20 protein-coding genes are annotated in these 25242 nt (G+C 68.2%); 11 read left to right on the top strand and 9 right to left on the bottom strand.

The window, feature by feature from the left end; genetic code table 11:
• The first annotated feature begins 34 nt into the window (after window positions 1-34).
• Window positions 35-2554: a polysaccharide lyase family 8 super-sandwich domain-containing protein gene (locus ACQPYM_RS40340; protein WP_433012081.1), complete on the top strand. Its 2520-nt coding sequence runs from the start codon at window positions 35-37 to the stop codon at window positions 2552-2554.
• Here ACQPYM_RS40340 and ACQPYM_RS40345 read toward each other — a convergent pair.
• From ACQPYM_RS40345 to ACQPYM_RS40360, 4 genes are all read right to left on the bottom strand, one after another.
• Window positions 2551-4221: a hypothetical protein gene (locus tag ACQPYM_RS40345; protein WP_433012084.1), complete on the bottom strand. Its 1671-nt coding sequence runs from the start codon at window positions 4219-4221 to the stop codon at window positions 2551-2553. The two genes, ACQPYM_RS40340 and ACQPYM_RS40345, sit on opposite strands and share 4 nt — an antisense overlap.
• Window positions 4222-4392: 171 nt before the next feature.
• Window positions 4393-4689: a hypothetical protein gene (locus tag ACQPYM_RS40350; protein ID WP_360287511.1), complete on the bottom strand. Its 297-nt coding sequence runs from the start codon at window positions 4687-4689 to the stop codon at window positions 4393-4395.
• Window positions 4690-4761: 72 nt separating this feature from the next.
• Window positions 4762-5949: an MFS transporter gene (locus tag ACQPYM_RS40355; protein ID WP_433012087.1), complete on the bottom strand. Its 1188-nt coding sequence runs from the start codon at window positions 5947-5949 to the stop codon at window positions 4762-4764.
• Window positions 5946-6992 (bottom strand): MerR family transcriptional regulator, encoded by a 1047-nt coding sequence (locus tag ACQPYM_RS40360; RefSeq protein ID WP_433012090.1) that lies wholly within the window; start codon window positions 6990-6992, stop codon window positions 5946-5948. The genes ACQPYM_RS40355 and ACQPYM_RS40360 overlap by 4 nt, the downstream gene beginning before the upstream one ends.
• Before the next feature lie 87 nt (window positions 6993-7079).
• On the opposite strand from ACQPYM_RS40360, the gene ACQPYM_RS40365 reads away from it, so the two are divergent.
• On the top strand, window positions 7080-7553 hold the full coding sequence (locus ACQPYM_RS40365) for an AAA family ATPase (protein ID WP_433012093.1): 474 nt from the start codon (window positions 7080-7082) through the stop codon (window positions 7551-7553).
• A 34-nt stretch (window positions 7554-7587) separates the two neighbouring features.
• Here the strand turns inward: ACQPYM_RS40365 and ACQPYM_RS40370 are convergent, their stop codons facing one another.
• Complete coding sequence (locus tag ACQPYM_RS40370; RefSeq protein WP_433012096.1) at window positions 7588-8754, bottom strand: anhydro-N-acetylmuramic acid kinase; 1167 nt, start codon at window positions 8752-8754, stop codon at window positions 7588-7590.
• A gap of 165 nt (window positions 8755-8919) precedes the next feature.
• Window positions 8920-10218: an MFS transporter gene (locus ACQPYM_RS40375; RefSeq protein ID WP_433012099.1), complete on the bottom strand. Its 1299-nt coding sequence runs from the start codon at window positions 10216-10218 to the stop codon at window positions 8920-8922.
• A gap of 152 nt (window positions 10219-10370) precedes the next feature.
• Between ACQPYM_RS40375 and ACQPYM_RS40380 the strand changes: the two genes are divergently transcribed.
• The 9 genes from ACQPYM_RS40380 to ACQPYM_RS40420 all read left to right on the top strand — a co-directional run bounded on the left by ACQPYM_RS40380 (window position 10371) and on the right by ACQPYM_RS40420 (window position 19960).
• A complete protein-coding gene (locus ACQPYM_RS40380; RefSeq protein ID WP_433012102.1) occupies window positions 10371-10871 on the top strand; it encodes a SigE family RNA polymerase sigma factor in 501 nt (166 codons plus the stop codon).
• Window positions 10868-12217, top strand: coding sequence for a hypothetical protein (locus ACQPYM_RS40385; protein ID WP_433012105.1), 1350 nt, complete (start codon window positions 10868-10870; stop codon window positions 12215-12217). The genes ACQPYM_RS40380 and ACQPYM_RS40385 overlap by 4 nt, the downstream gene beginning before the upstream one ends.
• Window positions 12218-12566: 349 nt before the next feature.
• Window positions 12567-13313: an endo-beta-N-acetylglucosaminidase H gene (locus ACQPYM_RS40390; RefSeq protein ID WP_433023488.1), complete on the top strand. Its 747-nt coding sequence runs from the start codon at window positions 12567-12569 to the stop codon at window positions 13311-13313.
• Between the two features lie 115 nt (window positions 13314-13428).
• Window positions 13429-15288, top strand: a complete 1860-nt coding sequence (locus ACQPYM_RS40395; protein WP_433012108.1) for an acyl-CoA dehydrogenase — start codon at window positions 13429-13431, stop codon at window positions 15286-15288.
• A 185-nt stretch (window positions 15289-15473) separates the two neighbouring features.
• On the top strand, window positions 15474-16769 hold the full coding sequence (locus ACQPYM_RS40400; protein WP_433012111.1) for a hypothetical protein: 1296 nt from the start codon (window positions 15474-15476) through the stop codon (window positions 16767-16769).
• Window positions 16766-17431, top strand: coding sequence for a hypothetical protein (locus tag ACQPYM_RS40405; protein ID WP_433012113.1), 666 nt, complete (start codon window positions 16766-16768; stop codon window positions 17429-17431). The genes ACQPYM_RS40400 and ACQPYM_RS40405 overlap by 4 nt, the downstream gene beginning before the upstream one ends.
• Window positions 17428-18648 carry a hypothetical protein gene (locus ACQPYM_RS40410; RefSeq protein ID WP_433012116.1) on the top strand — a complete coding sequence of 407 codons (1221 nt, stop codon included), beginning with the start codon at window positions 17428-17430 and terminating at the stop codon, window positions 18646-18648. Before ACQPYM_RS40405 ends, ACQPYM_RS40410 begins: the two co-directional genes overlap by 4 nt.
• Before the next feature lie 142 nt (window positions 18649-18790).
• Window positions 18791-19561, top strand: a complete 771-nt coding sequence (locus ACQPYM_RS40415; protein WP_433012119.1) for a DUF4097 family beta strand repeat-containing protein — start codon at window positions 18791-18793, stop codon at window positions 19559-19561.
• 150 nt (window positions 19562-19711) lie between these two features.
• Window positions 19712-19960, top strand: a complete 249-nt coding sequence (locus tag ACQPYM_RS40420; protein WP_360287538.1) for a DUF6458 family protein — start codon at window positions 19712-19714, stop codon at window positions 19958-19960.
• Between the two features lie 18 nt (window positions 19961-19978).
• Here the strand turns inward: ACQPYM_RS40420 and ACQPYM_RS40425 are convergent, their stop codons facing one another.
• The 3 genes from ACQPYM_RS40425 to ACQPYM_RS40435 form a co-directional block, all read right to left on the bottom strand.
• The gene (locus tag ACQPYM_RS40425) at window positions 19979-21799 is read right to left on the bottom strand and encodes an NHL domain-containing thioredoxin family protein (RefSeq protein WP_433012123.1); all 1821 of its coding nucleotides are present in this window, start codon (window positions 21797-21799) and stop codon (window positions 19979-19981) included.
• Between the two features lie 33 nt (window positions 21800-21832).
• On the bottom strand, window positions 21833-23395 hold the full coding sequence (locus ACQPYM_RS40430) for a recombinase family protein (protein WP_433012126.1): 1563 nt from the start codon (window positions 23393-23395) through the stop codon (window positions 21833-21835).
• A gap of 187 nt (window positions 23396-23582) precedes the next feature.
• A complete protein-coding gene (locus ACQPYM_RS40435) occupies window positions 23583-25226 on the bottom strand; it encodes a hypothetical protein (protein ID WP_433012129.1) in 1644 nt (547 codons plus the stop codon).
• Between the last annotated feature and the right edge of the window lie 16 nt (window positions 25227-25242).

Below are 25242 nucleotides of genomic sequence, written 5' to 3' on the forward strand. Positions count from 1 at the left end.
GGGTGAGGTTTTTCCCCTTCGCCCGGGAGTACCAGTGGACATCACCCGCCGTCGCCTGCTGTCTTTTGTTCCCGCCGCCGCCCTGTTGACCGCGGTCAACCCTGCGCCGGCCCGCGCCGTGCCGAGGCCCGAAGCCAGGTCCGACGCCTCCGAAGCTTCTGAGGCGGGGCTGTTGCTGGCCAACGCGGTCGCCGTCTTCGCCGGTACGCCGGAGTCCAATGCGCGTCCGGAGGTCAAGGCCAAGCTCACCACGATGGACCGGACCGCCCGGACCTGGCTGGCCGCGATGGACCGGGCTCAGCCCGGAGAGCTCTTCGCCGGGCTCCCCCTCGGCACGAGCGACCCCAACCTCAATGCGTCGTACCTGCATCTCTACGAGATCGCGCTGGCGTTCAAGCGTCCCGGCCCGGCGTCCGAGTTTCAGGGCAACGCCGCGGTGCGGGCGAAGGTGCTCGACAAGCTGGCCTGGTTGCACGCGAACTACTACGGCGACCAGTCGAAGGGGTACTACGGCAACTGGTTCACCTGGGAGATCGGCATCTCGGGTCACGTCGGGAAGACGCTCGCCTTGCTCGACGCGCCGGCCGACCTGATCGCGACGTACGTCGCCTCGATGGACGCCTACCTGCGTAACGGCCAGGACGGCGACGTCGACCTCGACTCGCGTTTCCACACCGGCGCGAACCTGGCCGACATCACCGCCAACCGCGTCATCCAGGGCGCGTTGCTCGACGACGACGCCCGGATCCGCAAGGCGCTGCAGGACCAGTTCACGGTGTTCGCCACGATCGATCCGTACAACCTCCAGCACGGCGTGACGGACGGGTACTACGCGGACGGCTCGTTCATCCAGCACAGCTCGGTCGCCTACACGGGGTCGTACGGCAAAGCGATGCTCACCCGCGTCGTGCAGACCGTGAAGATCCTCGACGGCACCGGCTACGCGCGCAGCGACGACCTGGTGAAGGTCGTCCAGGGCTGGGTCGAGCACGGCTTCGCGCCGCTCATCTTCGAGGGCTGGATGATGGAAGCCGTCAAGGGCCGGGCGATCTCCCGGCCCGCCACCGGGTACGACGACGTCGCGATCGTGATCGAGGCGATCGTCGACCTGGCCGACTACGCGACGGCGGAAGACGCGGCCAGGCTGCGCGGCTACGTGAAGTTCACCGCCCGGCCGACGCTGAACCCGAACGCCTTCGTCTCGCCGGTCAGCATCGCCCGCTTCGCCGATATTGTTGCTGACAGCAATATCAAGCCCGCCGACCTCAACCCGGCGTCGAGCTCGGTCGCCTTCAACGCGATGGACCGGACCGTGCACCGCCGGCCCGGTTACGCGTTCGCGCTGGCCCGCAGCTCGAACCGGATCAGCAAGTACGAGTACATGAGCGGCGAGAACCTGATGCCGTGGTTCCAGGGCGACGGCGCCTACTACCTCTACCTCAGCGGCCAGGACCAGACACAGGCGTACGGGGTCGACTACCTGACCACCGTGTCGCCGTACCGGCTCGCTGGAGTCACTACACCTTTGGAGCAGCGCAAGTCGATCCCCGAGCTCTACGGAACGGCGTACTACAACAGGCCGCCCGAGTTCACACCATCGTCGGAGCTGCAGAACAAGTACGTCTACTTCCCGGTCGGCACGAACCAGTACTCCGGGGGCGCCACGCTCGGCACCTATGGAGCAGCGGGCTGGGTCCAGTCGAGCGATCAGGCCTACGCCGACCGCGACCAGTTGCCGGACGACTTCGTGGTCTACCGCAACGCCGAGTCGACCAAGTCGTGGTTCCTGCTGGACGACGAGATCGTCGTACTGGCCGCCGGGGTCGGTGATCAGGAGGAGCGCCCGGTGACCACCTCGATCGACGCGCGAATCGCGGCGCCTACCGACACGATCCAGCTCTCCGGCGTACTGCGGAACGGCGGCGCGTGGTCCGGTCCCGGTTCGGCCGACCTCAGCTGGCTTCGCTACGCCAACACGACTGCAGGCACCTCCGTCGGCTACTACTTCCTGCAGCCGAGCCCAGTGACCGTCGGGCTGGAGCAGGTCACCCGCAGCCGGCGCGTGGTCCGCGCGTCCAACCCGGACACCGCAGTCACCAAGCAGGTCTTCAGCCTCACCCATGAGACCCGTCGGCGCAGCTCGCTCGCCTACGCCCTCGTCCCCAACGCCACGGAAGCCAGCCTGCGCTCGTACCGCTACGGCCGCCTGCTACTCCTCTCGAACACCCCACGCCTGCAGGCGATCCAGCACCCCGCCCTCAAGCTGACTGCGGCCAATACCTTCACCCCTGGCCGCCACCACCTGCTCAACTACACGATCGACGGCCCGGCGTCCTTCCTCACCCAGCACCACGCCGACCGCACCACCACCATCGCGCTGGCAGACCCGACCACGACCCGCTCCACCATCACCGTGACAGTCCAGGCCCGCTGGCTCACCAAACTCACCGGCGACCCGGGCATCACGGTGAGCCACACGCTCACCGGCACCCGCCTGACCTACCCGACCCGCCAAACCCACGGCCGGACGATCAGCGCAACCTTCCGCGGTTAGTTGCCGCCGGCGCCGACCAGCTGGCCGTCGATGGAGAGGATCCGGGGCTTGCCGGTGGGTGGGATTGTCAGGGCTACTTGGTGGAGGTAGTCCTGGTGCAGGCTCTGGGTGTACTTGACCATGCTGCTGAAGGCGGTCACCGCGCCATTGGTCCAGTACGCGTTGGAGCCGGGCTCGATGTTCTGCCGGTACTGCTCGGTGAGGGTGAGGAAAACCAGCGCCTCGCCGTTCGCCGCGATGAAGGTGAGCGGCTGGCCGGACAGCTGGAAGGTGTCCACGACGGTGGAGATGTAGGTCTCCTTGGCGTCGTCGACCTTCGCTTTCGCCCGCTTGGTGAGCAGATTGACGGTGCCGGGCGACGGCACAAAAAGCGCCGCCTGTTTGGCCTTCGCGCCACCTGACAGGTACGCCGCCAGGTTGGTGCCGGCCGTCTGCGGCAGGACCGGCAGCTTGGCCATGTCCGCCTTGACCGGCATCCGCAGGCCGGCCATCGGCGGCAGCTTCATCGCGGACGTGGGGTAGACGGAGTGGGTCAGCAACCACGGTGAGCCGGCGTCCTGCCGTTCCCAGACGCCGAGCTGGCGGCTCTGCGGGTCGGTGGAGATGCCGGACGCGACCACGAACCGCATCGGGTACGCCGAGAACTGGGGCGCGCCGATCTCCGGGTCGGTGTAGGTGAACGGCTTGGTCTTGTCCTTGCCGGCGGCATCGATCTTGCGGTCGATCTGGTACCCGGCCCGGGTCTGCGCCAGGGTCGGGTTGCCCTCGATCGTCTCGGACAGCTTCGCGTCGCGGGTCAGGTTCGCCTGGTTGTTGACCTCGTTGTACTTCTTGACCACCGCCTGACCGTCGGCCAGCGTGACGGCGGGTTTCGTGGTCACCTGGTGGTTGACGTTCCTGGTCGGCACCGCCACGCAACCCGTTGTCACAAGCAACAAAGCGGTGGCGAGCCCGGCGGACCGGCGTACCTGGGTGGACTGTTTCGGCGCGGGCGGGCTGTAGGGCATCAGCGGGGCGGTCGTCTGGACCGGCGACATCACCGGGACGGGCGGGAGCGGGCGGTTGCGGCGGCGCGCGAACATCAGCAGCAGGCCGGCGAACAGCAGCACGAGCCCGCCGCCGAGAACCAGCAGACAGGTGCCGAAGGCCCCCTTGAGCTCGATCCCGAAGGTCACCTTGGCGTCGACGCCGGGTGACCCGTCGGCGTTCATCACCACGACGTCGTACCGGCCGTCGACGATCGGCCACGTGATCGACTGCTTGCCGGTACCGGTCGCCTTGACCGTCCACCAGTCCAGCTGGCCCGGCGCGGTCAGCGGCACGGCCCGGCCGGTCATCTCCTGGCTGTCGAACCGCGCGGGCAGGTCGAACCGGACCACCCGCGTGTACTGCGCGGCGCCGAGGTAGCTGGACACGTCGATGTCCTGACCGACTCCGACGAAGACCGGCTTGCCGCTCGAGGCGGTGAGGTGCAACTTCGGGCCGTGGCGGTCGATCAGGTCGGGGGCGGTCATCACCGCCAGGCCCTTGCTCGCCAGTGACTGCTCACCGGTGTCGATGGTGTTGTCGGGACCGACCAGCCAGAACGCGGCGACGGCGCCCGCGATGGTGACCAGCAATCCGATCAGGGCCAGCAGCAAGCCACAGGCGATGCGGGCGAAACGCATGACAAAACTCCCCGTTGGAGTGACAAGTTCGGCCCAGGGCGGAGGACCGACCGGCACAGACCCTAGCGGGAGCACACCGCGGCCCCGCCGTCCACCCGTCACCAGGGAATAACTGAGCCCGCAGCAATCCGTTACGGAGTGGGGGCTCGCCTAGGGATTGTCAGACATGCCCTAGCCGCGGCGGGGGGTGTAGAGGCTACGGCGGAGGCGGAGTTCGTCGCGGATGGGCGGGGGGATCGGCAGGTTGCGCTCGGTCAGGGCGGCGGCGCAGGCCTCCAGGCTCTGCAGCAGCCGGTCGGCGCGGGGTCCGCCGACCGCGCCGATCCTGGGCGCGCCACGCTCGACCTGGTTCGCCGACCGGGCGGCATTCAGCTCGGCGAAGATGACGCCCAGCGTGATGTCGGAAGGTCTCAGCCGCAATGGTTCGGTCGGCGCCTGGACTGACGGCAGAAAGAGCGGGAACGACATCGCGATCGCCTCGTCACATCGGAGACTCCAAAGGCACGCTCGACTTTGAGGCGCCGCCGACTCCGATAGGTCTCAAGATACTCCTACGTTTGCTTTCCGGACGCTTCGTGCACCGAGCAGCGTCGCTCCGGCGAGCGCGGTGCCGACTGCGCAAGTCAGTACTGCGATCGGCGCGCCCGTCTCGGCGAGGCCTCCCAGTAAGTTCATCGACGCGATCAGCGGGAGTGTCTGAGCCAGCGACAGCAAGGACTGCAGCCTGGTCAGGTGGGACCGCGGCGTACTGGCGACGAACAGCGGAGCCAGGTGGGAGGTGAACAGGCCGACTCCTACGCCTTGCACCAGACCACAGAGCAGCGCTGCGTAGGCGTTCGACGACAGCGCGAGAGCGGCTATGCCTGCGGCTGCCACCAGACAGCCACCAGCCGCTGCCGTTCCAGGAAGGGGGAAGGTACCCAGCCGAGCGACGGCGACTGTGACGAGCAGGCTGCCGACCACAGTGGCGCCGACGACCAACCCGGCCAGCGACGCAGTCCAGCCATTGGAGCGTGCGAGGAGCGGGACACACAGAGAGGTGACCGGTAGTACGAACGCCGCTGTCAGGCCGACGGTCAGCAGCAGAGCCCGCAGTACCGGCTCGGACCAAGCGAGGCGAATGCCGTCCAGTGCCTCATTCACCACCGACTGTCCGGATGGGACGGCCGCAGTAGCCAGTGGCGGCTTGATGGCGAGCAGGATGACGAACGACACCAGGAAGGTCAGACCGTCCACCACCAGCGCTCCGACCAGCCCTGCGACCGCTACCAGTAGCCCGCCGAGAGGACCGGCCGCCAGGGTCACCACCTGTTGGGTGGACGTGCGTAGCGCCATCGCCTTGGGCAGGGTCTTGTCGTCGGCGAAGAGGCGAGGGAAGGCTCCTGCAGCGGGCAGTACAAAGGCATCGACGGTACCGATGGCTGCCGCGGTCAGGAGGAGTAGCGCGGCCGTAGTACCGACCAGGTGGAAGGCACCGGCGAGCAGGAGGGTCAGGAAGGCCAGTAGGAAGTCGCAGGTGAGCAGTACACGGCGCGGACCCCAGCGGTCGCCGAGGACGCCGCCTGCGAGGAGGAGAACTGCTCTGGGCAGGGTGTAGGCGGTCAGGACCAGGCCGGCGACCTGCGGACCGAGATCCGCCGCCGCCCACCCGAGCGCGAAGAACAGGGTGGCGTCCCCGAACGTCGAGAGGGTCGCGCCTGCCAACCAGCCGTAGTAGGCGCGGGTCACCCGTCGAGGCGGGTCGGCATCACCAGCGTGGTGAAGGTCCCCTGGTCGGCTGACCTCACTACTACCGGCCGGTCGACGGCACAGAGCTCCAGCAGGACGTCCGGGCCGACACTCACACTCAACGCGGCCGCCAGCAGCGACGCCGAGAAGCCGAGCCGCACAGCCCCCGTGCCGATCCCCGCCAGCTCACCGAGCGCCTCCCCCGAGTCCACTGCCGTCACCACGAGCTTCCCCGAGTCGATGTCGAGGGCAACGGTCTCGCCGGTGAGCAGCGCGAGCAACTGCTGCCGGTCGGCGACCACCCGGCAGGTCGGCGGAGTCAACCCCGCCAGGATGGACTGGTACGCCGGGAACTCGTCGTCCACCACCGCCAGCGGCCGGGACTCGCCGTCGACGACCAGCGCAGTACCGGCTGGTCCTGTCTCAAGCCTGACCTCGGCCGCGGGCCCGACCCAGCGGGCCAAAGCGGTCAGCTCGGACGCACGGACCAACAGGTTGCGCGGATACCCAGCGAATCCGAGCGGCTGGAGCTTGCGCACCGACAGCCGGTAACGATCGGTCGCTACCAGCGTCACCTCGTCCTCGCCGAGCTCCAGCAAGACGCAAGCGAGCGCGGGGATCTCATCGGTCGCGGCAGCCGCAGCGGCGACCTGCCGGATTGCACTGGCGAGCTCCGCGCCGCCCAAGGTGACAGCGCACTCGTAGGGCACGGCCTGGAGCGAGGCCAGGATTCTCGCCGTGGCCCGCCGCGCCGCTTCCGCCTTGCCCTCGACAGTCTTCAGGTGCGACCGGATGACGGCCACCCCGAGCGACGCGCCTTCGTCCAGGACCACCCGTACTTCGGCCAGCGGCAGGTCGATCTCGCGCAGATCGCGGAGCAACGCAGCGCGGGCCTGCTGCGACGGGGAGTAGTACCGGTAGCCGTTCTGCTCGTCGACCGAGGCCGGGCGGAGCAGGCCGCAGTCGTCGTAGAAGCGCAGCGCGCTCGGGGTCAGCCCGACCTGGCGGGCGAAGGCGCTGATCGTCAGCAGCTCGTCTGTCATGCCGCCGATCCTGGGTCTTCGACCAACTCGAAGGTCAACCTGCCGGACTGAGTGTCGCGCACCGGCCGGTTCGGTGAAAATGGGGGCGTGACGAGGTTGTTCGTGGTGGCCGGTGCGCCGGGCTCGGGCAAGTCGACCGTAGTTCCCGAGTTGCTGCGGCTGCGGCACGGCGCACTCGTGGTGATGGACATGGACGAGCTGCTCGACGACCGAGGCCGGGTGCTCGGGATCGAGATCGCCGACCCGTCCGCGGCCGCGAACTGGCCCGCGTACAACGCGTTGTGGCTACGCATCACCGAGCTCATCCGCCGTTCCGGTGCGCCGGTCCTGCTGCTCACGCCAGGCGTCCCGGCCCAGCTGCCCGAGGGCCGCTGGCTGCACCTCGACTGCCCGGACGCCGTCCGCCGTCGACGGCTGCGCGAGCGGGGCTGGCCAGAGGGCAAGATCGCGGAGGCACTCGAGGACGCCGCCGAGCTGCGCAAGCTGGTCCCCCGTTCGGTAGCCGGCGACGGGACGCCGGAGGAGTCGGCCCAGCAGATCCTTGCCTGGGTCAACGAGTAAACCAGCCATCGTCGGCCGTCGCGCAGCACCTTGGTCAAGTGATCCGCAGTGCGACCGGCGCCCTGTCGAACCCTGTCGACGCAGGCAAGGGACCGAGCCCTGGAGTGATCGAGCCGAGCACACTGCTGTGCCGCGCTCCCGTGCAGCTCGGCACAGTGCCAGCAAGTCCGTTCACGGTCAGATAGCCCAGTACTGCGAACGCGTACGCCTCCTTGGCCGCCGACGGCAATCCCAGCTCGTCAGTACTCCGTAACGGCACGCCACGAAGCTCCTCGGCCAGCATGTGCATCAGCACCGGGTTGCGGATGCCACCACCGGCCGCAATCACCTCTGTCCCGCCATGAGCGTGTACTGCGTCCGCCACAGTCCGTGCCGTCAGTGCTGTCACCGTGGCAACCAGGTCGTCCGACCCGATCAGCGGAAGCCCGGACATCGCCTCCGCAAGGTAGCCGAGGTGGAACAGCTCCTTGCCGGTGCTCTTGGGCGCCGGCCGCGCGTAGTACGGCTCCGCCAGCAAGCGCTCGAACAGCTCCGGGTGGACCTTCCCGCGACCGGCCATCACCCCCTCGGCATCGAAGGTGGACCGGCCAGCCGTGAGGTCGCGAACCACCGCATCCGCCAACGCGTTGGCCGGGCCGGTGTCGAAGGCAATCGGGTCGCCTTCCCGAGGTACGACGGTGATGTTCGCGATCCCGCCGAGGTTGAGCGCGACCGGCGTACCAGGGCGGCCGCGGAGCCAGAGGACGTCCACGATGCTGACCAGCGGCGCACCCTGGCCGCCAGCAGCCACGTCGCGGGATCGCAGGTCGGACACGATCGCAGTACCGGTCGCCTCGGCGATCCACGCGGGTTGCCCGAGTTGCAGCGTCCCATGCACCCGGCCCTCGTCGACCCAGTGGTAGACGGTCTGCCCGTGCGACACGATCAGGTCGGCGTGGCCGCCGCAGAGCTGTTCGACCGCCTGCTCCGCGACTGCCGCGAAGGCCTGCCCGATCCCGGTGTCGAGCCGGCAGACCTGTTCCAGCGTTGTAGTTGCCGGAGGCAAAGAACGGGCCAGCTCCGCCCGGAGGACATCCGGGTAGGCATGGCTCAGCATGCCGAGGGGGGTCAGCACGAGTTGGTCGTCCTCGATCCGGAGATCGGCCGCCGCCGCATCGATCGCGTCGTACGAGGTGCCGGACATCAGGCCGATGACGCGCATCAGTGCTCCGCCTCGGAGGTTGTTCGAGTGATTGCGGTGGTCAGGTGCGTGCATCGCGGTGCTGGACGAGGGTCCTCGATGCGGAGCATCGTGGATGCTTGGCCAGTGCCGCGAGATGCGTGCCTGGGCGCCGCAAGCACCGAAGAACCTCCGAGGCGGAGCACTCTAGTCCCGCAGCTCGCGCTTGTGGTCGTCGCCTCTCAGGGTCAGCAGGGCGACGACCGAGACCGCGCAGGTGACGACGACGTAGTACGCCGGGATGTCGACGTTCTTGGTCCGCTTGATCAGTTCGGTGATGATCAGGCCGGCCGAGCCGGAGAAGACCGCGTTCGAGAGCGAGTAGGCCAGGCCGAGACCGGTGTAGCGCGCTCTGGTGGGGAACATCTCCGCCAGCATGGCCGGTCCTGGCCCGGCCATCAACCCGACGACGAGTCCGGCCGCGAAGACCGCGAGCCCCTTGCCGGCGTTCGAACCTTCCTTGTCCTGCAGGAGATTCATCAGGGGGAAAGCCAGTACGACGACCAGCGCCGCGCCGGCCACCATCACCGGGCGCCGCCCGACCCGGTCGCTCAGCCAGCCGGCCGGCAGGATCGAGACGGCGAAGCCCAGGTTGGCCAGGACGGTCGCCACCAACGCCTGCTGGAAGGTCGCGTTCAACGTCGCCTGCAGGTACGACGGCATCACGACGAGGAACGTGTATCCGGCGGCCGACCAGCCCATCAACCGGCCGATGCCGAGCGCGATCGCCTTGGCCACCTCCGCCTTGTCCGCCGGTGGCGCCGCTTCCTGCTGGACCTTGGCGAAGTTCGGCGTCTCGTCCAGTCTCAGCCGCAACCACAACGCGACCAGGCCGAGCGGCAGCGCGAGCAGGAACGGTATCCGCCAGCCCCAGTCGGTCAGCGCCTCCTTGCTCAGTACGGTCGCGAGGGTCGCCGCGAGCCCCGCGCCGGCGAGCAGGCCGAGCGCTACGGTGAAGGACTGCCAGGCGCCGTACAGGCCGCGCTTCGACCTGGGCGCGAACTCGGTCATGATCGACACCGCGCCACCGAACTCGCCACCGGCCGACAGTCCCTGCAACGCGCGGACCAGGGTCAGCAGCCAGGGCGCCGCCGCACCGACGGTCGCGTACGTCGGCAGGATGCCGATCAGCGTGGTGGACACGGTCATCAGCAGCAGGACCAGGATCAGCGTCGGACGCCGGCCGATCCGGTCGCCCAGCCGGCCGAACACGGCGGCGCCGATCGGGCGGAAGAAGAACGCCAGCGCGAACGAGGCGTAGGTCTTGATCAGGCTCTCGGCGTCACTGGTCGAGGTGCTGCTGAAGAAGTTCGCCGCGATCACGGTCGCGAAGAAGCCGTAGGCGCCGAACTCGTACCATTCGACGAAGTTGCCGACCGTGCCGGCCACCAGCGACCTGCGGGTCCGCCGGACGTCGGCCGGCGCCGTACCGGGTGCAGTGCTCATCGTTCCTCTTCTCCGCCGTGCCCCCGTAACTTTCCTCCCGCGAACAGCTCCATCTTGGTCTATGAGTTCCCTCCAGCGCGAGCGCCCGTCTCAAAGCAACCTTCCCCGCCAGGCCGGTGTCATAGCGGGTAACTAGGCGCAAAGGGGGTCGAATGGTCACCCGGGGTGATGATTTCGACGATTTCGTGCGGGGAGCCTCGACGAGGCTGTTACGCACCGCAGTACTGCTCACCGGCGACCGGCAAGCCGCCGAGGACCTGGTGCAGGAGGTGTTCGAGCGGGTCTACGTCCGCTGGCGGTGGATCCGCGGCAGTCCCGAGCCCTATGCCCGCAAGACCCTGACCAACCTGGTCGCCAACCGCTGGCGGCGCCGGAGCCGCAAACCCGAGGTCACCCTCACCGGTCACCACGAGGAGGCGCAGCCCGACGGCACCGAGGGCGTCGCCACCCGCGACCAGCTGCTGACCGCGCTCCAGGAGCTGCCGCCCCGCCAGCGGGCCGTGATCGTCCTCCGGTACTACGAGGACCTCACCGAGGCGCAGACCGCCGAAGCCCTCGGCTGCTCACTGGGCACGGTGAAGAGCCAGACCTCGCGGGCGCTCGGCAAGCTCCGCCTGATCACCGAACCCGCGATCCTGGAGGGACTGCGATGACCGACACCGAACTGAAGGACCGCCTCGGCGCCACCGTCGACGGGATCGAAGCCCCTGCCGACCTGGTCCACCGGGTCCGCACCGGAGGGGCCCGACGGCTCCGGCGGCGCCGCTTCGTGTCGCTGGCCGCGACCACCCTCAGCCTGGCCGTCCTGGGCGGAGCCGGAATCGTCGGGCCCGAGCTGCTCGGCCGTTCCGACCAGGTCCAGCCGGCCAAGTCCGTCGTCACCGACCCCTACGGCTTCCTGCTGAAGGGCTCCACCCGCGGCGACCTGGCCAAGGACTCCGCCTACCTGCGCGAAGTCGTCCAGATCTGGAACAAGAGCCACGCGACCTCCGAGAACGCCGACCGGGGGATCTTCAACGACCTGCGCGGCCAGGCGAAGGTCGCGTGGGCCGGCAACACCCCCGGCGGCAAGGCCGCGATCGTCGTCCAGCAGGCCTACCTGCACCCTCACGACAACATCCAGCTCGACGGCGAAGGGATCCAGACCCTGGTGGGCTACGTGGGCCAGGATGCGGCCGGGAAGCAGACCCTGATCGCCGACAGCTATCCCGCCCCCGGCAGCGGGCTCGACCTGGCGTTCGTGACCGGCGGGAAGACGAAGGCGCTGGTCGTGATGGACCCGACCGGCGGCGAGTTCGGCTTCTCCCCCGAACGCATCTACACCGCCGGCGGCTCGACCAGGAAGTACGAGCCACTGAAGTTCAAGGACGGCGTCAGCGTCGTCGGGCTTCCCGCGGACGTGAACCTCGACAGCCTGCGGGTCAGCGCTCTGCCTGCCACGACGCCAGAGAGACGTGCCTTCGAGATTCGCGACAACCGGCCGGTCCCGACCGCGATCCCGGACTACCGGCTCTGGAAGCAGCCGGAACCCGTTTACGCGACCTGGCCGATGACAGCCGGCGCCGACGATCTGGCGAAGACCGCCAACGACGACCTCATGGAGGCGCTGGACTCCGTCACCGATCCGCACGTGAACGGCACGTCGATGTCTTTGTGGATCGGCTACGGCGTCACGGCGAACGGCTCGCGGCTCCTGCTCGGCGAGCAGGCCCTCGACGAGGACCCCACCCGCGTCTACGCCGTACTGCGCTCGCCGGACGGCAAGCAGACCGTCGTACAGGGTGGTGTCCCTGATGCGAAGGCTCCGCTGCCCGTCTCGATCAAACTGCCGGACGGACAGGGCTGGGCGGTCGCGCAGATGAAGGCCGACCTGTCCTACCGGTACGGCGACGGCGCCTGGAGCGCGTCGCGGAAGAACGCCGTTCTCGTGCCGGCCGGCCAGGACGCCGAGGTCCGGGTCACGCTGAACGCCAAGACGGAGACCGTCTCGCTGCGCTGACGCTCTGCGTGACCGAGGCTCGTCACGGTCCGCTCCGACGTCTTGACACAACGTTCCACCCGGTCGAAGATCGGTCGCTATACCGGTTTATCTAGTTCAGCTCGCAACTGCTTCAGCAGGCGGGCAGAGCCGCTTAACCGGTATAGCGATCATCCGCCCCCCGACCAGGAGTTGATCGATGAGCCCAGCATTCGTCAGCAGAAGAACGCTACTGTCCGGCCTCGCGGCGACGACCGCCGCCGTCGCGACCGGCGCGGCGCTCCCCGCCGAAGCGGCCGTCGGCCGGCGCCGCCCGGCGGCGAAGTCCGGCCCGCTCTCGGTGGTCTACATCGAGGTGAACGACCACAGCATGCTCAGCGCCGGCAAGTACACCCTGAGCAAGGGCGGCGCGCAGGTGTTCGACATCGCGGTGATCTTCGCCGCCAACATCAACTACGACGGCACGAAGGCCTACCTGCACTTCAACGAGAACGTGCAGCGCGTGCTGGACAACGCGGCGACGCAGATCCGGCCGCTGCAGCAGAAGGGCATCAAGGTCGTCCTGTCGATTCTCGGCAACCACCAGGGCGCGGGGTTCGCCAACTTCCCGTCGCAGGCCGCGGCCGAGGCCTTTGCCCAGGAGCTCGCCGACGCCGTCACGCAGTACGGGCTGGACGGCATCGACTTCGACGACGAGTACGCGGAGTACGGCGTCAACGGCACGGGTCAGCCGAACGACAGCTCGTTCGTCTACCTGGTCTCCGCGCTCCGCCGCAAGCTGCCGACCAAGCTCATCACGCTCTACGACATCGGCCCGTCGGCGGAGCGCCTGACCTACAACGGCCAGAGCATCGCCAACACCTTCAACTACGCCTGGAACCCGTACTACGGAACCTGGAGCGTCCCGCGCGGCCCGAGCGACAAGTCGAGGCTCTCCCCGGCCGCGGTGTCGTACACCGCCACCAGTTCGTCCACGGCCGCGAGCTTCGCGCAGCGCACGGTCAACGAGGGCTACGGCGTCTTCCTCACCTACAACCTCGGCGAAACCAACACCGCGAGCTACATCTCCGCCTTCACCACCAAGCTCTACGGCAGCACCGCCATCTACAAACCGTAGGAGGGCCTGGCTCACAGGGGAATCCGCTTTGCGTTCGTTACTGACGGGTATATACTTAAGTTACTCGTCAGTACAGCGGCGTTCAGAGGCCGCACCAAGAGGTAGGGGAACCCCTGTGAGCCACTACAAGTCGAATCTGCGCGACATCGAGTTCAACCTGCTCGAGGTGCTCGGCCGCGGCGAGGTGCTGGGCCAGGGCCCGTACGCCGAGATGGACGTCGACACCGCCCGCGAGGTGCTCGCGGAGATCGACCGGCTGGCCAAGAACGAGCTGGCCGAGTCCTTCGAGGACGCCGACCGCAACCCGCCGGTGTTCGACCCGGCCACCCACGAGGTGCGGATGCCGGAGTCGTTCAAGAAGAGCTATCACGCCTACATGGACGCCGAGTGGTACAAGCTCGAGCTGCCGCCGGAGCTCGGTGGCCAGCCGACCCCGCCCTCGCTGCGCTGGGCCGCGGCCGAGATGGTGCTCGGCTCCAACCCCGCCGTGCACATCTACGCCGCCGGGCCGAACTTCGCGCACGTGCTGTGGCGGAACGGCACCGACCGGGACAAGAAGATCGCCCAGCACATGATCGAGCGCGGCTGGGGCGCCACCATGGTGCTGACCGAGCCGGACGCCGGCTCCGACGTCGGCGCCGGGCGCACCAAGGCCACGCTGCAGGACGACGGCAGCTGGCACATCGAGGGCGTCAAGCGCTTCATCACCTCGGGCGAGCACGACATGACCGAGAACATCGTGCACCTGGTGCTGGCCCGCCCGCAGGGCATCGAGGGCGTCGGCGGCCCGGGCACCAAGGGGCTCAGCCTTTTCATCGTGCCGAAGTACGACTTCGACGTGGAGACCGGCGAGCTGACCGGTGAGCGCAACGGCGCCTTCGTCACCGGTGTCGAGAAGAAGATGGGCATCAAGGTCTCCACCACCTGCGAGATCACCTTCGGTGAGAACACCCCGGCGAAGGGTTACCTGCTCGGCGAGGTGCACGACGGCATCGCGCAGATGTTCCAGGTGATCGAGTACGCCCGGATGATGGTCGGCACCAAGGCGATCGCGACCCTGTCGAGCGGCTACCTGAACGCGCTGGAGTACGCCAAGGAGCGGGTCCAGGGCCCCGACCTGACCAACCCGGCCAAGGACGCCCCCCGCGTCACGATCACCCACCACCCGGACGTACGCCGCTCGCTGCTCACGCAGAAGGCGTACTCCGAGGCGCTGCGCGCGCTGGTGCTGTTCACCGCGACGTACCAGGACCGCGCCGAGCAGGCCCGGTACGCCGGGACCGAGGACGCCGAGGCCGAGCGGGTCAACGACCTGCTGCTGCCGCTGGTGAAGGGCTACGGCTCGGAGAAGTCCTGGACCCTGCTCGGCACCGAGTCGCTGCAGACCTTCGGCGGTTCCGGCTTCCTGCAGGACTACCCGATCGAGCAGTATGTCCGCGACGCCAAGATCGACACCCTGTACGAAGGCACCACCGCGATCCAGGGCCAGGACCTGTTCTTCCGCAAGATCATCAAGGACCAGGGTCTGGCGCTCGGTCACCTGTCCGAGCAGATCCAGGCGTTCGTCGCCTCCGAGGCCGGCAACGGCCGGCTGAAGGAGGAGCGCGGACTGCTCGCCAAGGGCCTGGAGGACACCCAGAAGATCCTCGGCGTGATGGGTCAGGCGCTGATGGCGAGCAACCCGCAGGCGGAGAACGGCGACCCGCGCAACATCTACAAGGTCGGCCTGAACACGTCGCGGCTGCTGTTCGTGCTCGGTGACGTGGTCTGCTCCTGGCTGATGCTGCGGCAGGCCGAGGTCGCACTGGAGAAGCTGGGCGGCGAGCTGTCCCCGGCCGACCAGGACTTCTACACCGGCAAGCTGGCCGCCGCGCAGTGGTTCGTCCGCTCGACGATGCCGACCGTCCGCGCCGAGCGGATCAAGGCCGAGCTGACCGACCTCGACGTGATGGACCTGCCAGAGTCCGCTTTCTGACCCCATCTGCCCGCCGATCTGCCCTGCCGGGGCAGGTCGGTTCACGGAAGAGTTCCGTTCGAGCGGTCCGCGACCCTGGCTTGGTCTCCCCTGTCCGAGCCAGGGCCGCGGCGCCGCGGAACCAGGCGGTCCACGATCGCGTCAGTGTGAACGTGGAATGGCCCGTAGGACTTAAGCTGAGCGCGATGTCCGCCCTCCTCAAGAGCTCGCGCAGCCGCCGCTTGGCTTTCCTGCTCGCAGTACTGGCGTTCCTGCCGTTGACGCCCGCCCAGGCCGCGCCGCCGGAGTTGCCCGACCAGATCGCCGCCGCCTGGCGTAGCGATCGCCTGTACGTCGATGCCGCGATGCGGCCGGGCTTCCCCCAGGCCGAGCTGACCCGGATCCGATCGGCGGCGAGCTCGGCGGGCTTCCCGGTGTACGTCGCGCTGATCCCGCGGACGCCGTACACGCGGCAGGAGCGGCTGGACCTGCCCACGCTGCTCCAGGCACGCGTCGGAGAGCCCGGCCTGTACCTGGTCTGGACTGCCTCGGACAGCTACTGGTCCGGTACGGCGAAGTTGGTCCGGCCCGCTGGGCTGGCGGGCCGCAACCTGACCCGTGTGCAGCTCGACGACAAGCTGGACAACAAGATCGTCAACGACCGGCCCGCCCCGAAGATCGTCCGCACGATCCAGCAGGCCGGTACGGCGTACGACGGCCGGCCGCTCCCCGAGATCCCGGTCGGCGACCTGACCCCGGAGCGGACCCGGTCCGGGCCCTCGACCCAGGACAAGGAGGACCTGTCCGCGTACGTCGGGATGGGGACCGGCGGCCTGATCAGTTTCGTCGTCGTCCTCACCCTGGTACTCCGTCGTCGGCGGCCCGGTCGCGCGGCCGGTAGCCCGAAAGCGCGGGCCTCCGTCGAGCCCCGGCTCGCCCCGGTCCGGACCCAGGCGGACCGCTGGATCCCCAAGGCCGGGCGTGCCCTGCGGTCGCTCGAGAAGCGGCGGAACCTGACCACGGAACAGCTCGACCTCCGCGACGACGCAACGGCCCGGCTGGCCGCCGCCCGGACCTTGCGCACCGGTGAAGGCGTCGACGATCGGGCCGGTGGCACAGCCGGCGACCGGACCGCTCGTGCGCCGGACCTCCTGGCGCTCACCGGAGCCTTCGTGCTGGCCCGGCAGGCCTTTCAGCTGGCCAGCGGCAACGACCTGCAGCCACCCTGCTTCTTCGACCCGACGCATCCGTCCGGCACGCAGCTCGCCGCCTGGTCGGACGACACCGAAGTACCGGCCTGCAAGACCTGTGCGGAGACCGTGCAGCGTGGCAAGACGCCGCACGGGCTGCAGGTCAAGGCGAAGACCGGCCTGTTCGGCGGTGGCCTCGTGCCGTACTGGACTCTTGATCCCGAGGAGAGCCCGATGGTCGCCACCGGCTTCGGCGCGCTCTCGGACGACCTGGCCGAGCGGGTCACCCGGGTCTACAGGGGTGTCCGGTGAGACGCCTCACGATGCTGTTGCTGGCCGCTGTCGCGCTGGTGGTCTCCGTGCCTTCGGCCGCGTCCGCCGCTGCCGTCCCGACCGATCCCCGGATCGCCGCGGCGGTGGCCGCGTGGAAGAACCGGCCGGTGTACGTCGACCCGCAGTACACCTCGGTGGCCGGCGTGGACCAGGTGGACGCGATGAGCGACCGGATCCGCTCGACCGAACTGCCCGTGTTCGTCGCGGTGGTTCCCTCCGGTAACTGGTTCCAGGAGAAGGGCGACGCCCAACTGCTGGCCGGCTGGCTCGCGCACGCCAACGGCAAGCCCGGGATCTACCTGGTGATGGACGGCGACACCACCTCCGGAGCCACACATCTGGTCCGGGCGGACGGGCCCACCTACACCTATGCCCGCCGGGAGGAATCGATGGACCAGCAACTGTCGGGCTACCTCAACACGGTCCGGGTGAACGACCGCTACGAACCCGCAGCGGCCCGGACCACACCGCACCCGCCCAGGCCCGAGCGGACGTACACGCGCGAGCCCTTCACCGTCGGCAAGGCGCTCGCCAACGGGTTCGGCGGATTCATGCTCGGGTTGCTCGGCGGCCCTCTGGTCGCCGGATGCGTGCTTTTACTGGCGGCCGTGGTCGCCCGACGTGGTGGAGGACGACTGTGAAGGCCAGATATGCGCTGACCCTCGTACTTGCGCTGGTGCTGTCGATCGCGGCGGTACCCGCGAGTGCCGCCCAGACGCCGGCCGAGCGGGCCCGCGAAATCGCGACCGCACTGGCGAAGGACCCGCTGTACGTCGACCCGGCGTACGCGAGTGGCCTGCCGGAGAAGCTGCGGGCCGACGTCCGGACGAAGGCCAAGGCGCTTCCGTACCCGGTCTACACGATCGTCCTGCCGCTGACCCCCAGCGACGTGTTCGAGGGCAAGGAGAGCAACGTCCTCACGCTGGTGATGGACGCCCTCCGCAAGCCCGGCCTGTACGTCGTGGTCGACGGCGGCCAGCGGTTCCCCTGGACCGAGGCGAAGGACGTACCCCAGCTGTCCTACGAGCTGGTGCGCAACGCGCGCGACCACGCCCTCAAGGACACCGGGTACGACGCCGGGCCGACCGAAACGATCGCCCGGATGTACGAACTGCTCGCCGGCCCGGCGCTGCCTCCGGTGGAGAGGCCGCAGAACCCAGCACGCCGGCCCGGCGACGTCGTCAAGAGCGATGGGTTCTCCGTCGTCACTGTCGTGGTTGCCGCGCTGGCGATCCTGGTGCTGCTCGGACTGATCATCGGGCTGCGGCGGCGGGGCAATGGGTCCGGCAACCGGAAGGCCTTCACCATCCCGCCGCACGTCGCGGCGACGGTTGCGGCCGAGCGGAGGCGGCGACTGACCAAGGAGACGACCGCTGAGCTGACCCAGCTCGGCTCCGACCTTGCCGCGCTGCCGACGGTGGCCGGCGAGGGTTTGCGTCATCAGCAGCTAGCACTGGACGCGCACGACGCGGCCGGCCGGGTACTGGACGCTTCCCGCGATCTGGTGGACGTGGTCGGTGCGATGGTGCTGTTGGACAAGGGGCGACGGGAGTACAACATCGCGCGGGCTCTCGCGGCTGGTCGCAAGCCCGAGGTACTACAGCCGCTGTGTGCCTTCAACCCCTTGCACGGAAGGGCTTCCGGACAGCCGACACGAGTCGAGTCCGACGGCAACACGGTGACCCTGCCGCTGTGTGCCCAGTGCAGGAAGGCGCTGAAGCACAAGAGCGCGCCCGCGTCGCTGCCTGGCGACGACGGCCCGTACTGGCACGGTGACGACCTCTGGGCCCGGACCTTCTTCGGGGCTCTGGGCGACGACCTGCCCGCTGCCGTCAGCCGGGGTGAGTACCGGTCCTGACCGGCCTTTCCCTGAGCTTGACGTGACCTGTCCCTGAGGTGGGCGTCAGGGCGGTTTCGGGGGTTCTGCCTGATCCGGCGTACCGGCGTACCGGCCTAGTGTCGAGCGACGAGCAGGTGGGGACGAGCAGAGGTGGATGGCGATGGCGACGATCGGGCAGGCAGGGGCGCTGCTGCTGGTGGCGGGGGCCGGAATGGCGTTCTGGACCTTCGGCGAGAAGGACTCCAGCGACAAGCACGAGGTGAGCGACAAGGTCTCGACCGTCCGGCTGGACTCGCCGAACGCCGACGTGACCATCAAGGTGGCCGACGTCGACAAGACGACCGTCGAGGAGAAGCGATCGTACTGGCTGGTCAAGCGCGGTGACGCGTTCGACGTCGACGGGGAGACGCTGACGCTCGACGGCGACTGCGGCTGGCAGTGCCGGGCCGACTTCGTCGTCACCGTGCCGCGCGGGACCAAGGTCACCGGGCAGAACGGCAGCGGCGACCTGGCCATCAGCGGTGCGAGTGGCGTCAACGCCAAATCGCGTTCCGGCGAGGTCACGCTGACCGACATCACCGGTGACGTGAAACTCGAGCTGACCTCGGGCGACGTCGAGATCGACCGGCTGACCGGCAAGCTGGAGCTCGAGGCGAGCTCCGGCGACATCGAGGCCAAGGGGCTCAAGGGCGGCCCGGTGCAGGTGGACATCACGTCGGGGGACCTGCGGCTCGAGCTCGACGAGGCGGTCGACGTCCGGGCGAAGGGGACCAGCAGCGATATCAAGGTGACCGCGCCGTCGGGTGACTACAAGGTCCACACCGACACCCGCAGCGGCGAGGTGGACAACCGGCTGGGCAACGATCCGGACGGTGGACACAGCATCGATGCCAGCACGGTCAGCGGCGACGTGACGCTGGCCACCCGCTGACGGGGTCTGACACGTTTACCAACGGGTACCACGGGGGTTGTACGCCGGCCGTCCGGCTATCGGGTTCTGTTCGACATGCGTCGTTCATTGTTCCGCCGGGCGGGCGGGCGTAGCGTCGAAGGTGTCCGTTGACTGCGAGGAGGGCTCGGCATGAGCATCGGTGTGGGGATCTTCCTGATGGTGGTGGGCGCGATCCTCGCGTTCGCCGTCCGCGACTCCTGGGACGCCGTCGACCTGACGGCGGTCGGGTACATCTTCATGCTCGCCGGACTCGCCGGGATCGTGCTCTCCTTCTACATCACGAACCGGCGCCGTCGCGTCCCGACCGACGCGATCGATCCCGCCGTCGAGGAGGAGTACCGGGTCGTGGAGGAGCACCACCGCGACATCAAGGAGTAGGTATCGCCTGATCGAGGCTCAGCCGACAGAAGCCCCGGACAGCACCAGCTCGAGCCGGTCGGACCCTCCCACGCCGACCCGGACCGGCACGCCCCAGTCCTGCCGGTGCATGTGACAAGCCGGGAACTCGACCTCCGCCGAGTCGTCACAAGAAGCCGCCTGTACTGCGACGTGCAGCACCCCGTCGCCCACCCGCTCGTCGATCACCAGCCGCCTGGTCAGCTCGGTGGAGTCACCCGCACCCTCCTTGAGCAGCCCGTCAGGCGTCGACGAGACCAGCAACCGGGTGGACGGCCCGTACCGGTCGTCCAGCTTCTGCCCCGGCGGCGGCTGGAACACCACCTCCAGGGTGACCTCGCCGGCCGCGATCTCCGTCGGAGGCCGCTGAGTACGAGTACTGAACTCGTCCGCTTTGGCCGAAGCTCCGAGTGGTACCCGGGTGAGCCGGTGCGCCGCGGACTCGACCACCAGGAGATCGTTGCCCACGACAACAGCACCACTGGGCTCGGCGAGACCGGTCGCCATCGTCTCGACCAGTCCGCTCGCCGGGTCGTACCGGCGTACGGCGCCGTTGTAGGTGTCGGAGATCGCGATCGAACCGTCGGGCAGAACCGTCACGCCGAGCGGGTGCTGCAGCAGCGCCTCCTCCGCCTTGCCGTCGCGCAGCCCGAAGTCGAACAGGCCAGTCCCGATCGCGGTGTGCACCTCGGTGTCGAGCCAGCGCAACGCGGAGATCTCCGAGTCGGCCAGCCAGAGCCGGTCACCGTCGACCGCGAGCCCCGACGTCTGGGCGAACCAAGCCTGCTCAGGCGCGCCGTCGCGCAGCCCTTCGTTCGTGGTGCCCGCAGCAACCTCGGTGACCTTGCTGACCGGGTCGTACGTCCACAACTGGTGAACCCCGGCCATCGCGATCCACACCTTGTCCTGCCACCAGGCAACATCCCACGGCGAACTCAGTACGCCGGTCCCGGCGCCATCCATCCACTGCTTACCCGTCCCGACCAGCGTGCTGACCTCACCGGTCCCGAGGTTGATCCCGCGAAGCGCGTGGTTGACGGTGTCGGCGACAACCACGTCGTACCCGACCTGCTCCGCAACCTCGCGCGGCAGCACGGTCAATCCATTCGGCTCAGAGAACTCTGCGCTCTCGCCGACGCCATCGCTGAATCCGCGCTTCTTGGTGCCGAACCTCCTGACCACCGTGGTCGCGTCAGCCGCCAGTTGGACGACGCTGTGGTTCCCCGCATCGGCCACCAGAAACCCGTCGCCCAAGGCAACAACCTTCGCCGGGAACCGCAACTCGGTCGGCTCAGCCACCGGCGCGACGTACGGCGACTTCCCCCGCGTCAACGTCCCCGCCTTCTCGTGCTCGGCGATCAACTCCGCCAACTGAGCATCCAGCGCATGCTCATGCCCTTCCCCGGAGTACTGCGCCACGATGTACCCATTGGGATCCACCAGCACCAACGTCGGCCAGGCCCGCGCCGTGTAGTTCTCCCAGGTCACCAACTCAGGATCATCCAGCACCGGATGCCCCACCTCATACCGCTCCACCGCAGCCTTGACCGCAGCCTCCTCCCCCTCATGCGCGAACTTCGGTGAATGCACCCCCACAATCACCAACGCATCCCCGTACTTCTCCTCCAACGGCCGCAACTCATCCAAAACATGCAAACAGTTAACACAACAAAACGTCCAAAAATCGAGCAAAACGGCCCGGCCACGGAAGTCGGAGATCGAGTAGGACCGACCACCGGTGTTGAGCCAGCCCCGACCGCGGAGCTCAGGCGCGCGGACGAGAGGACGACGAGAACCAGATGCAGAGCTTGCAGGAGTCACCCAACCATTGTCCTCATGGCCGCAAAGAAGCGATCAGGTGTCCAGTGGCCGGTCGCTCATCCAGACGATGACCAGACGCCTGCTGGGGTCGAACCTCTGTCCCCGACTACCCTGGCAGACCCGGACCTCCCGAACAGCCAGATCCAGCAAGCCCCGCCGCTCGCCGATGCTCGCCGACGACCACCGCTCCTGGAGCAACGTGGGATCCAGGAATGATCTCAGGTCGATTTCCGTTCCAGGGACTCTCTCGAGACTCTCGCGCAAGTCATCCAGTCGGCGAGTCAACGCGTGACTCAGGGGCAGATAGCGGTCACGGTCAATGATCCGCCGAACGTAGTAGTCCGCGTCCAGGACAGACAGGGCGGACTGCACGGACTCCAGGGCGGACAGGATCGACCGGCGTTTGGCCGAACCTTCGGGATCTTGCCGGGACGCCAGGCGCTCGGCGATCACTTCTCGGAGCGGATCGCCATCGTCGGCAGATGTCAGCCGATCGAACCACGCCTGCTGAACAGCGTTGTCCAGGGCCCGCAGGTAGGCGCCGCCGGGAGCGGCACACTCACGCCCAAGGCGGACCGTCTGACAACGATAGGAGTTGCCCTGTCTGCTCATCCGTTCGCCGCACCCGACGCAGCGGAGAAATCCGGTCAGCAGATATCGGCTCCCGGATTCCCCCGTTCCCGGACTCCGTCCGAACTTGGAGCCGGTGGCCCGTTGCTCGAACGCCGCCAGGATGCGCAACTGGTCCGCCGGCGAGATCAGTGGCTCCTCGCCAGGTGCCAGGATCGAAACGACGTCGCCGGTGCTTGGGTCCTGCCACGGCCGCACCTTGCCGGAGTACCGCCCGTCCACCTTCTTGATCGTCTCGGGCATTAGTCCCGCTACGGTCGGGCTACGCATCAACTGAGCGATCGTTCCGATGCCCCATCGGCCACCGCGCGGTGCAGGTACGCCGGTCGAGTTCAGCCGGCGGGCGACCACCGCGAGCGAGTCACCCGCCAGCAGGCGGTCCGCGATCTCACGCACAACAGCACCTGTCTTCGGTTCGACAAACAACTGGCCGTCCCGATTGACCAGACCGTACGGCGGCGCGCCGCCGATCCACTGTCCCCTGGCCCGAAGAAAAGCCTTCGCCGACCGAATCCGCAAGCCGAGGTTCTCGGATTCCGAGCGAGCCAGTTCGGCGAGCAGGCCCACCACCTGACGGTCCGCGGCCAGCGACGTATCGAGGTTGTCCTGAACTGACACAAGGCGGCCGCCCATCGCGCTGATCGTCTCCAGTACCTGTCCGACCTCTCCCATTCCGTGGCGAGACAGACGGTCAAGCTTCCAGATCACGAGCGTTCCAACAACACCCGAGGAGACAGCTGCGAGTGCGTTCGTGAAGCCCTGCCGTTCTACTCCGGGCCGATAGGCGGATCGGCCTCGATCGACGTGGCTCTGCCGCAGCTTCAAACCGCTGTTCCTCACCCACGCCCGGCAGTCAGCCTCCTGCCGCTCGATGGTTGTCTTTCCCGCTTTGTCGATGGAAACCCTCAGATAAAGGTCTGCGTACTGACCGCTGGCTGCCATCGAAACCCCCTCTTGCCACGGCATACCAACGGTCTATCCCAAGGCGCCGACACTTTCGCCTGCGCGCAGAATCGCTCCACAGCGAACGTAGAGCGCACAGATCCCCGCACCAGGCAGCATCCAACTCTGTCTTCTCTTAGTTTCTTTGCTTCTTTGTCTTCTCTTTCTTGTCTTACTGACCTATCTCGCTCGTCCGGCCCTGCGTTGGCTCCTACCGGGGCAGGATCAGGGTGTCTGTCAGGAGTTTGGTGGTTTTTCTGAGGGTGGGTGGGGAGGAGGAGAGTTCGGCGGCCAGGGATTGGGGGGTTAGGGGTTCGCCGGGGCCTACTAGGCGGTGGCGGTGGGCTAGGAGCCAGACGATGGCTCTTGGCCAGGTGGAGAGGCGGGCTTTGGTGAGGAGGTCGGGAGCCTCGCGGACCAAGCGGTCGGCTATGTCGAAGGCTTCGGCGGCGTAGCCGGTGCCTAGGGTTTCGCCGGCCAGGAGCCAGGCGTGGGGGGCTAGGACGGACAAGGTGGCTGCTTGGGATTTGTCCAGGCCGCGGAGGTCGGGGCGTGGGGGTGAACCCAGGCCGGCCAGCGTGCGATACGCCTCTTCCAGGTCGTCGCTGGTGTCGTCGAGGAAGACGCGTTCGCCCGCCTTCGCGCCGATCGGTTCGGACAGTGCTGCCGCTTCCAGTGCGGGCTTCCACACGTCGACGGCGTCGACCGCTTCCTCGATCGCGTCCAACTCGAGCGCAGTCCGCTCGCCCGCGAACGCCAGCCACGCCTTGATCACCAACGGCACCGCGGTGAAATAGGTGCTATCGGCAAGCACCTTGCGCGGCAGCCAGTGCGACAGGAAGAGCTCCACCAGTACTGCGCTCACCCTCAGCGGGCCGCCAACCGTCCGGTCCACCGCGTGGTCGATCCATAACCGGGCGATGTCCGACGCGTCGTCGGGCAGCCCGACGGCGTACGGCGAGTCGAGGAACTCGTCGACCAACTGGTCACGCTGACGCCCGGACAGCTGAGCTCGCACCGGCGGTCGCACGGGCCGCTCCGGGAGTTGGGTCAGCCGGTTCACCAACAACCCGGAGAAGAACTCGAAGTCCTCGGTCACCGGAGGGTCGTCGTGGTCATGTGTCTGCCCCAGCGCCTGCAGGATGATCCCCGCCGCAGTCGCGGGCCGCACCGTCCGGACAGTCACCCGCCCACCGCGCTGGTACGCCTCGACCACCCGGTCCACCGGCGGCCCGACGAACACGTCCTTCGCGATCGCGCCCAGGTTGTTGTCCACGAACACGACCACCGTGTGCGGATGTTGCTCGTCGTCGTAGTCGAGCACCACGCTCAACCCGTCGCCGGTGACGTCCTCCGACACGATCGCGCTGGTCAGCCGGAAACTCGCGATCCGCGCCACCCAGTCCGGTACGTCGTACTGCGTCCGGCCACGCGACAGGTGCGCGCGTTGCAGCGGCAACCGGCCGGCCGGGCCGACCGTGCGGGCCAGACTCGTCAACAGGACAAAGGAATCCGGGTCACGCCGCTCCCCCAGCACCCGGGCCGCGTCGGCCCAGAAGAACCGCTCGACCTCGCCGATCTCGTCGGGCTGCCCGGCCGGCCAGAGCTGGTCGGCGAGCAGCGCGGCCGAGCGCGCGACGGAGGCCTCGGCGATGACCGGATGCAGCGCCGGTGGAGCCGCCGCCAGGTCGAGCAGCAACGTCTCCTGCAAGGTGTCCAGCACGGCGACGCTCGGCGTGGTGTCGAGGTCCGTCCCCACGACACCCGCCGGCTGCTGCCCTGGGGTCGGACCCGGACTGGAGCCGACCAGCCGTAAGTGGCTGCCGCGTCCGTCCCGGCCTCGTGACTTGGTCACTCTGGCGAGATTACCG

Source organism: Kribbella sp. CA-294648, assembly GCF_050943845.1.
In the GTDB taxonomy this organism is placed as follows: domain Bacteria; phylum Actinomycetota; class Actinomycetes; order Propionibacteriales; family Kribbellaceae; genus Kribbella.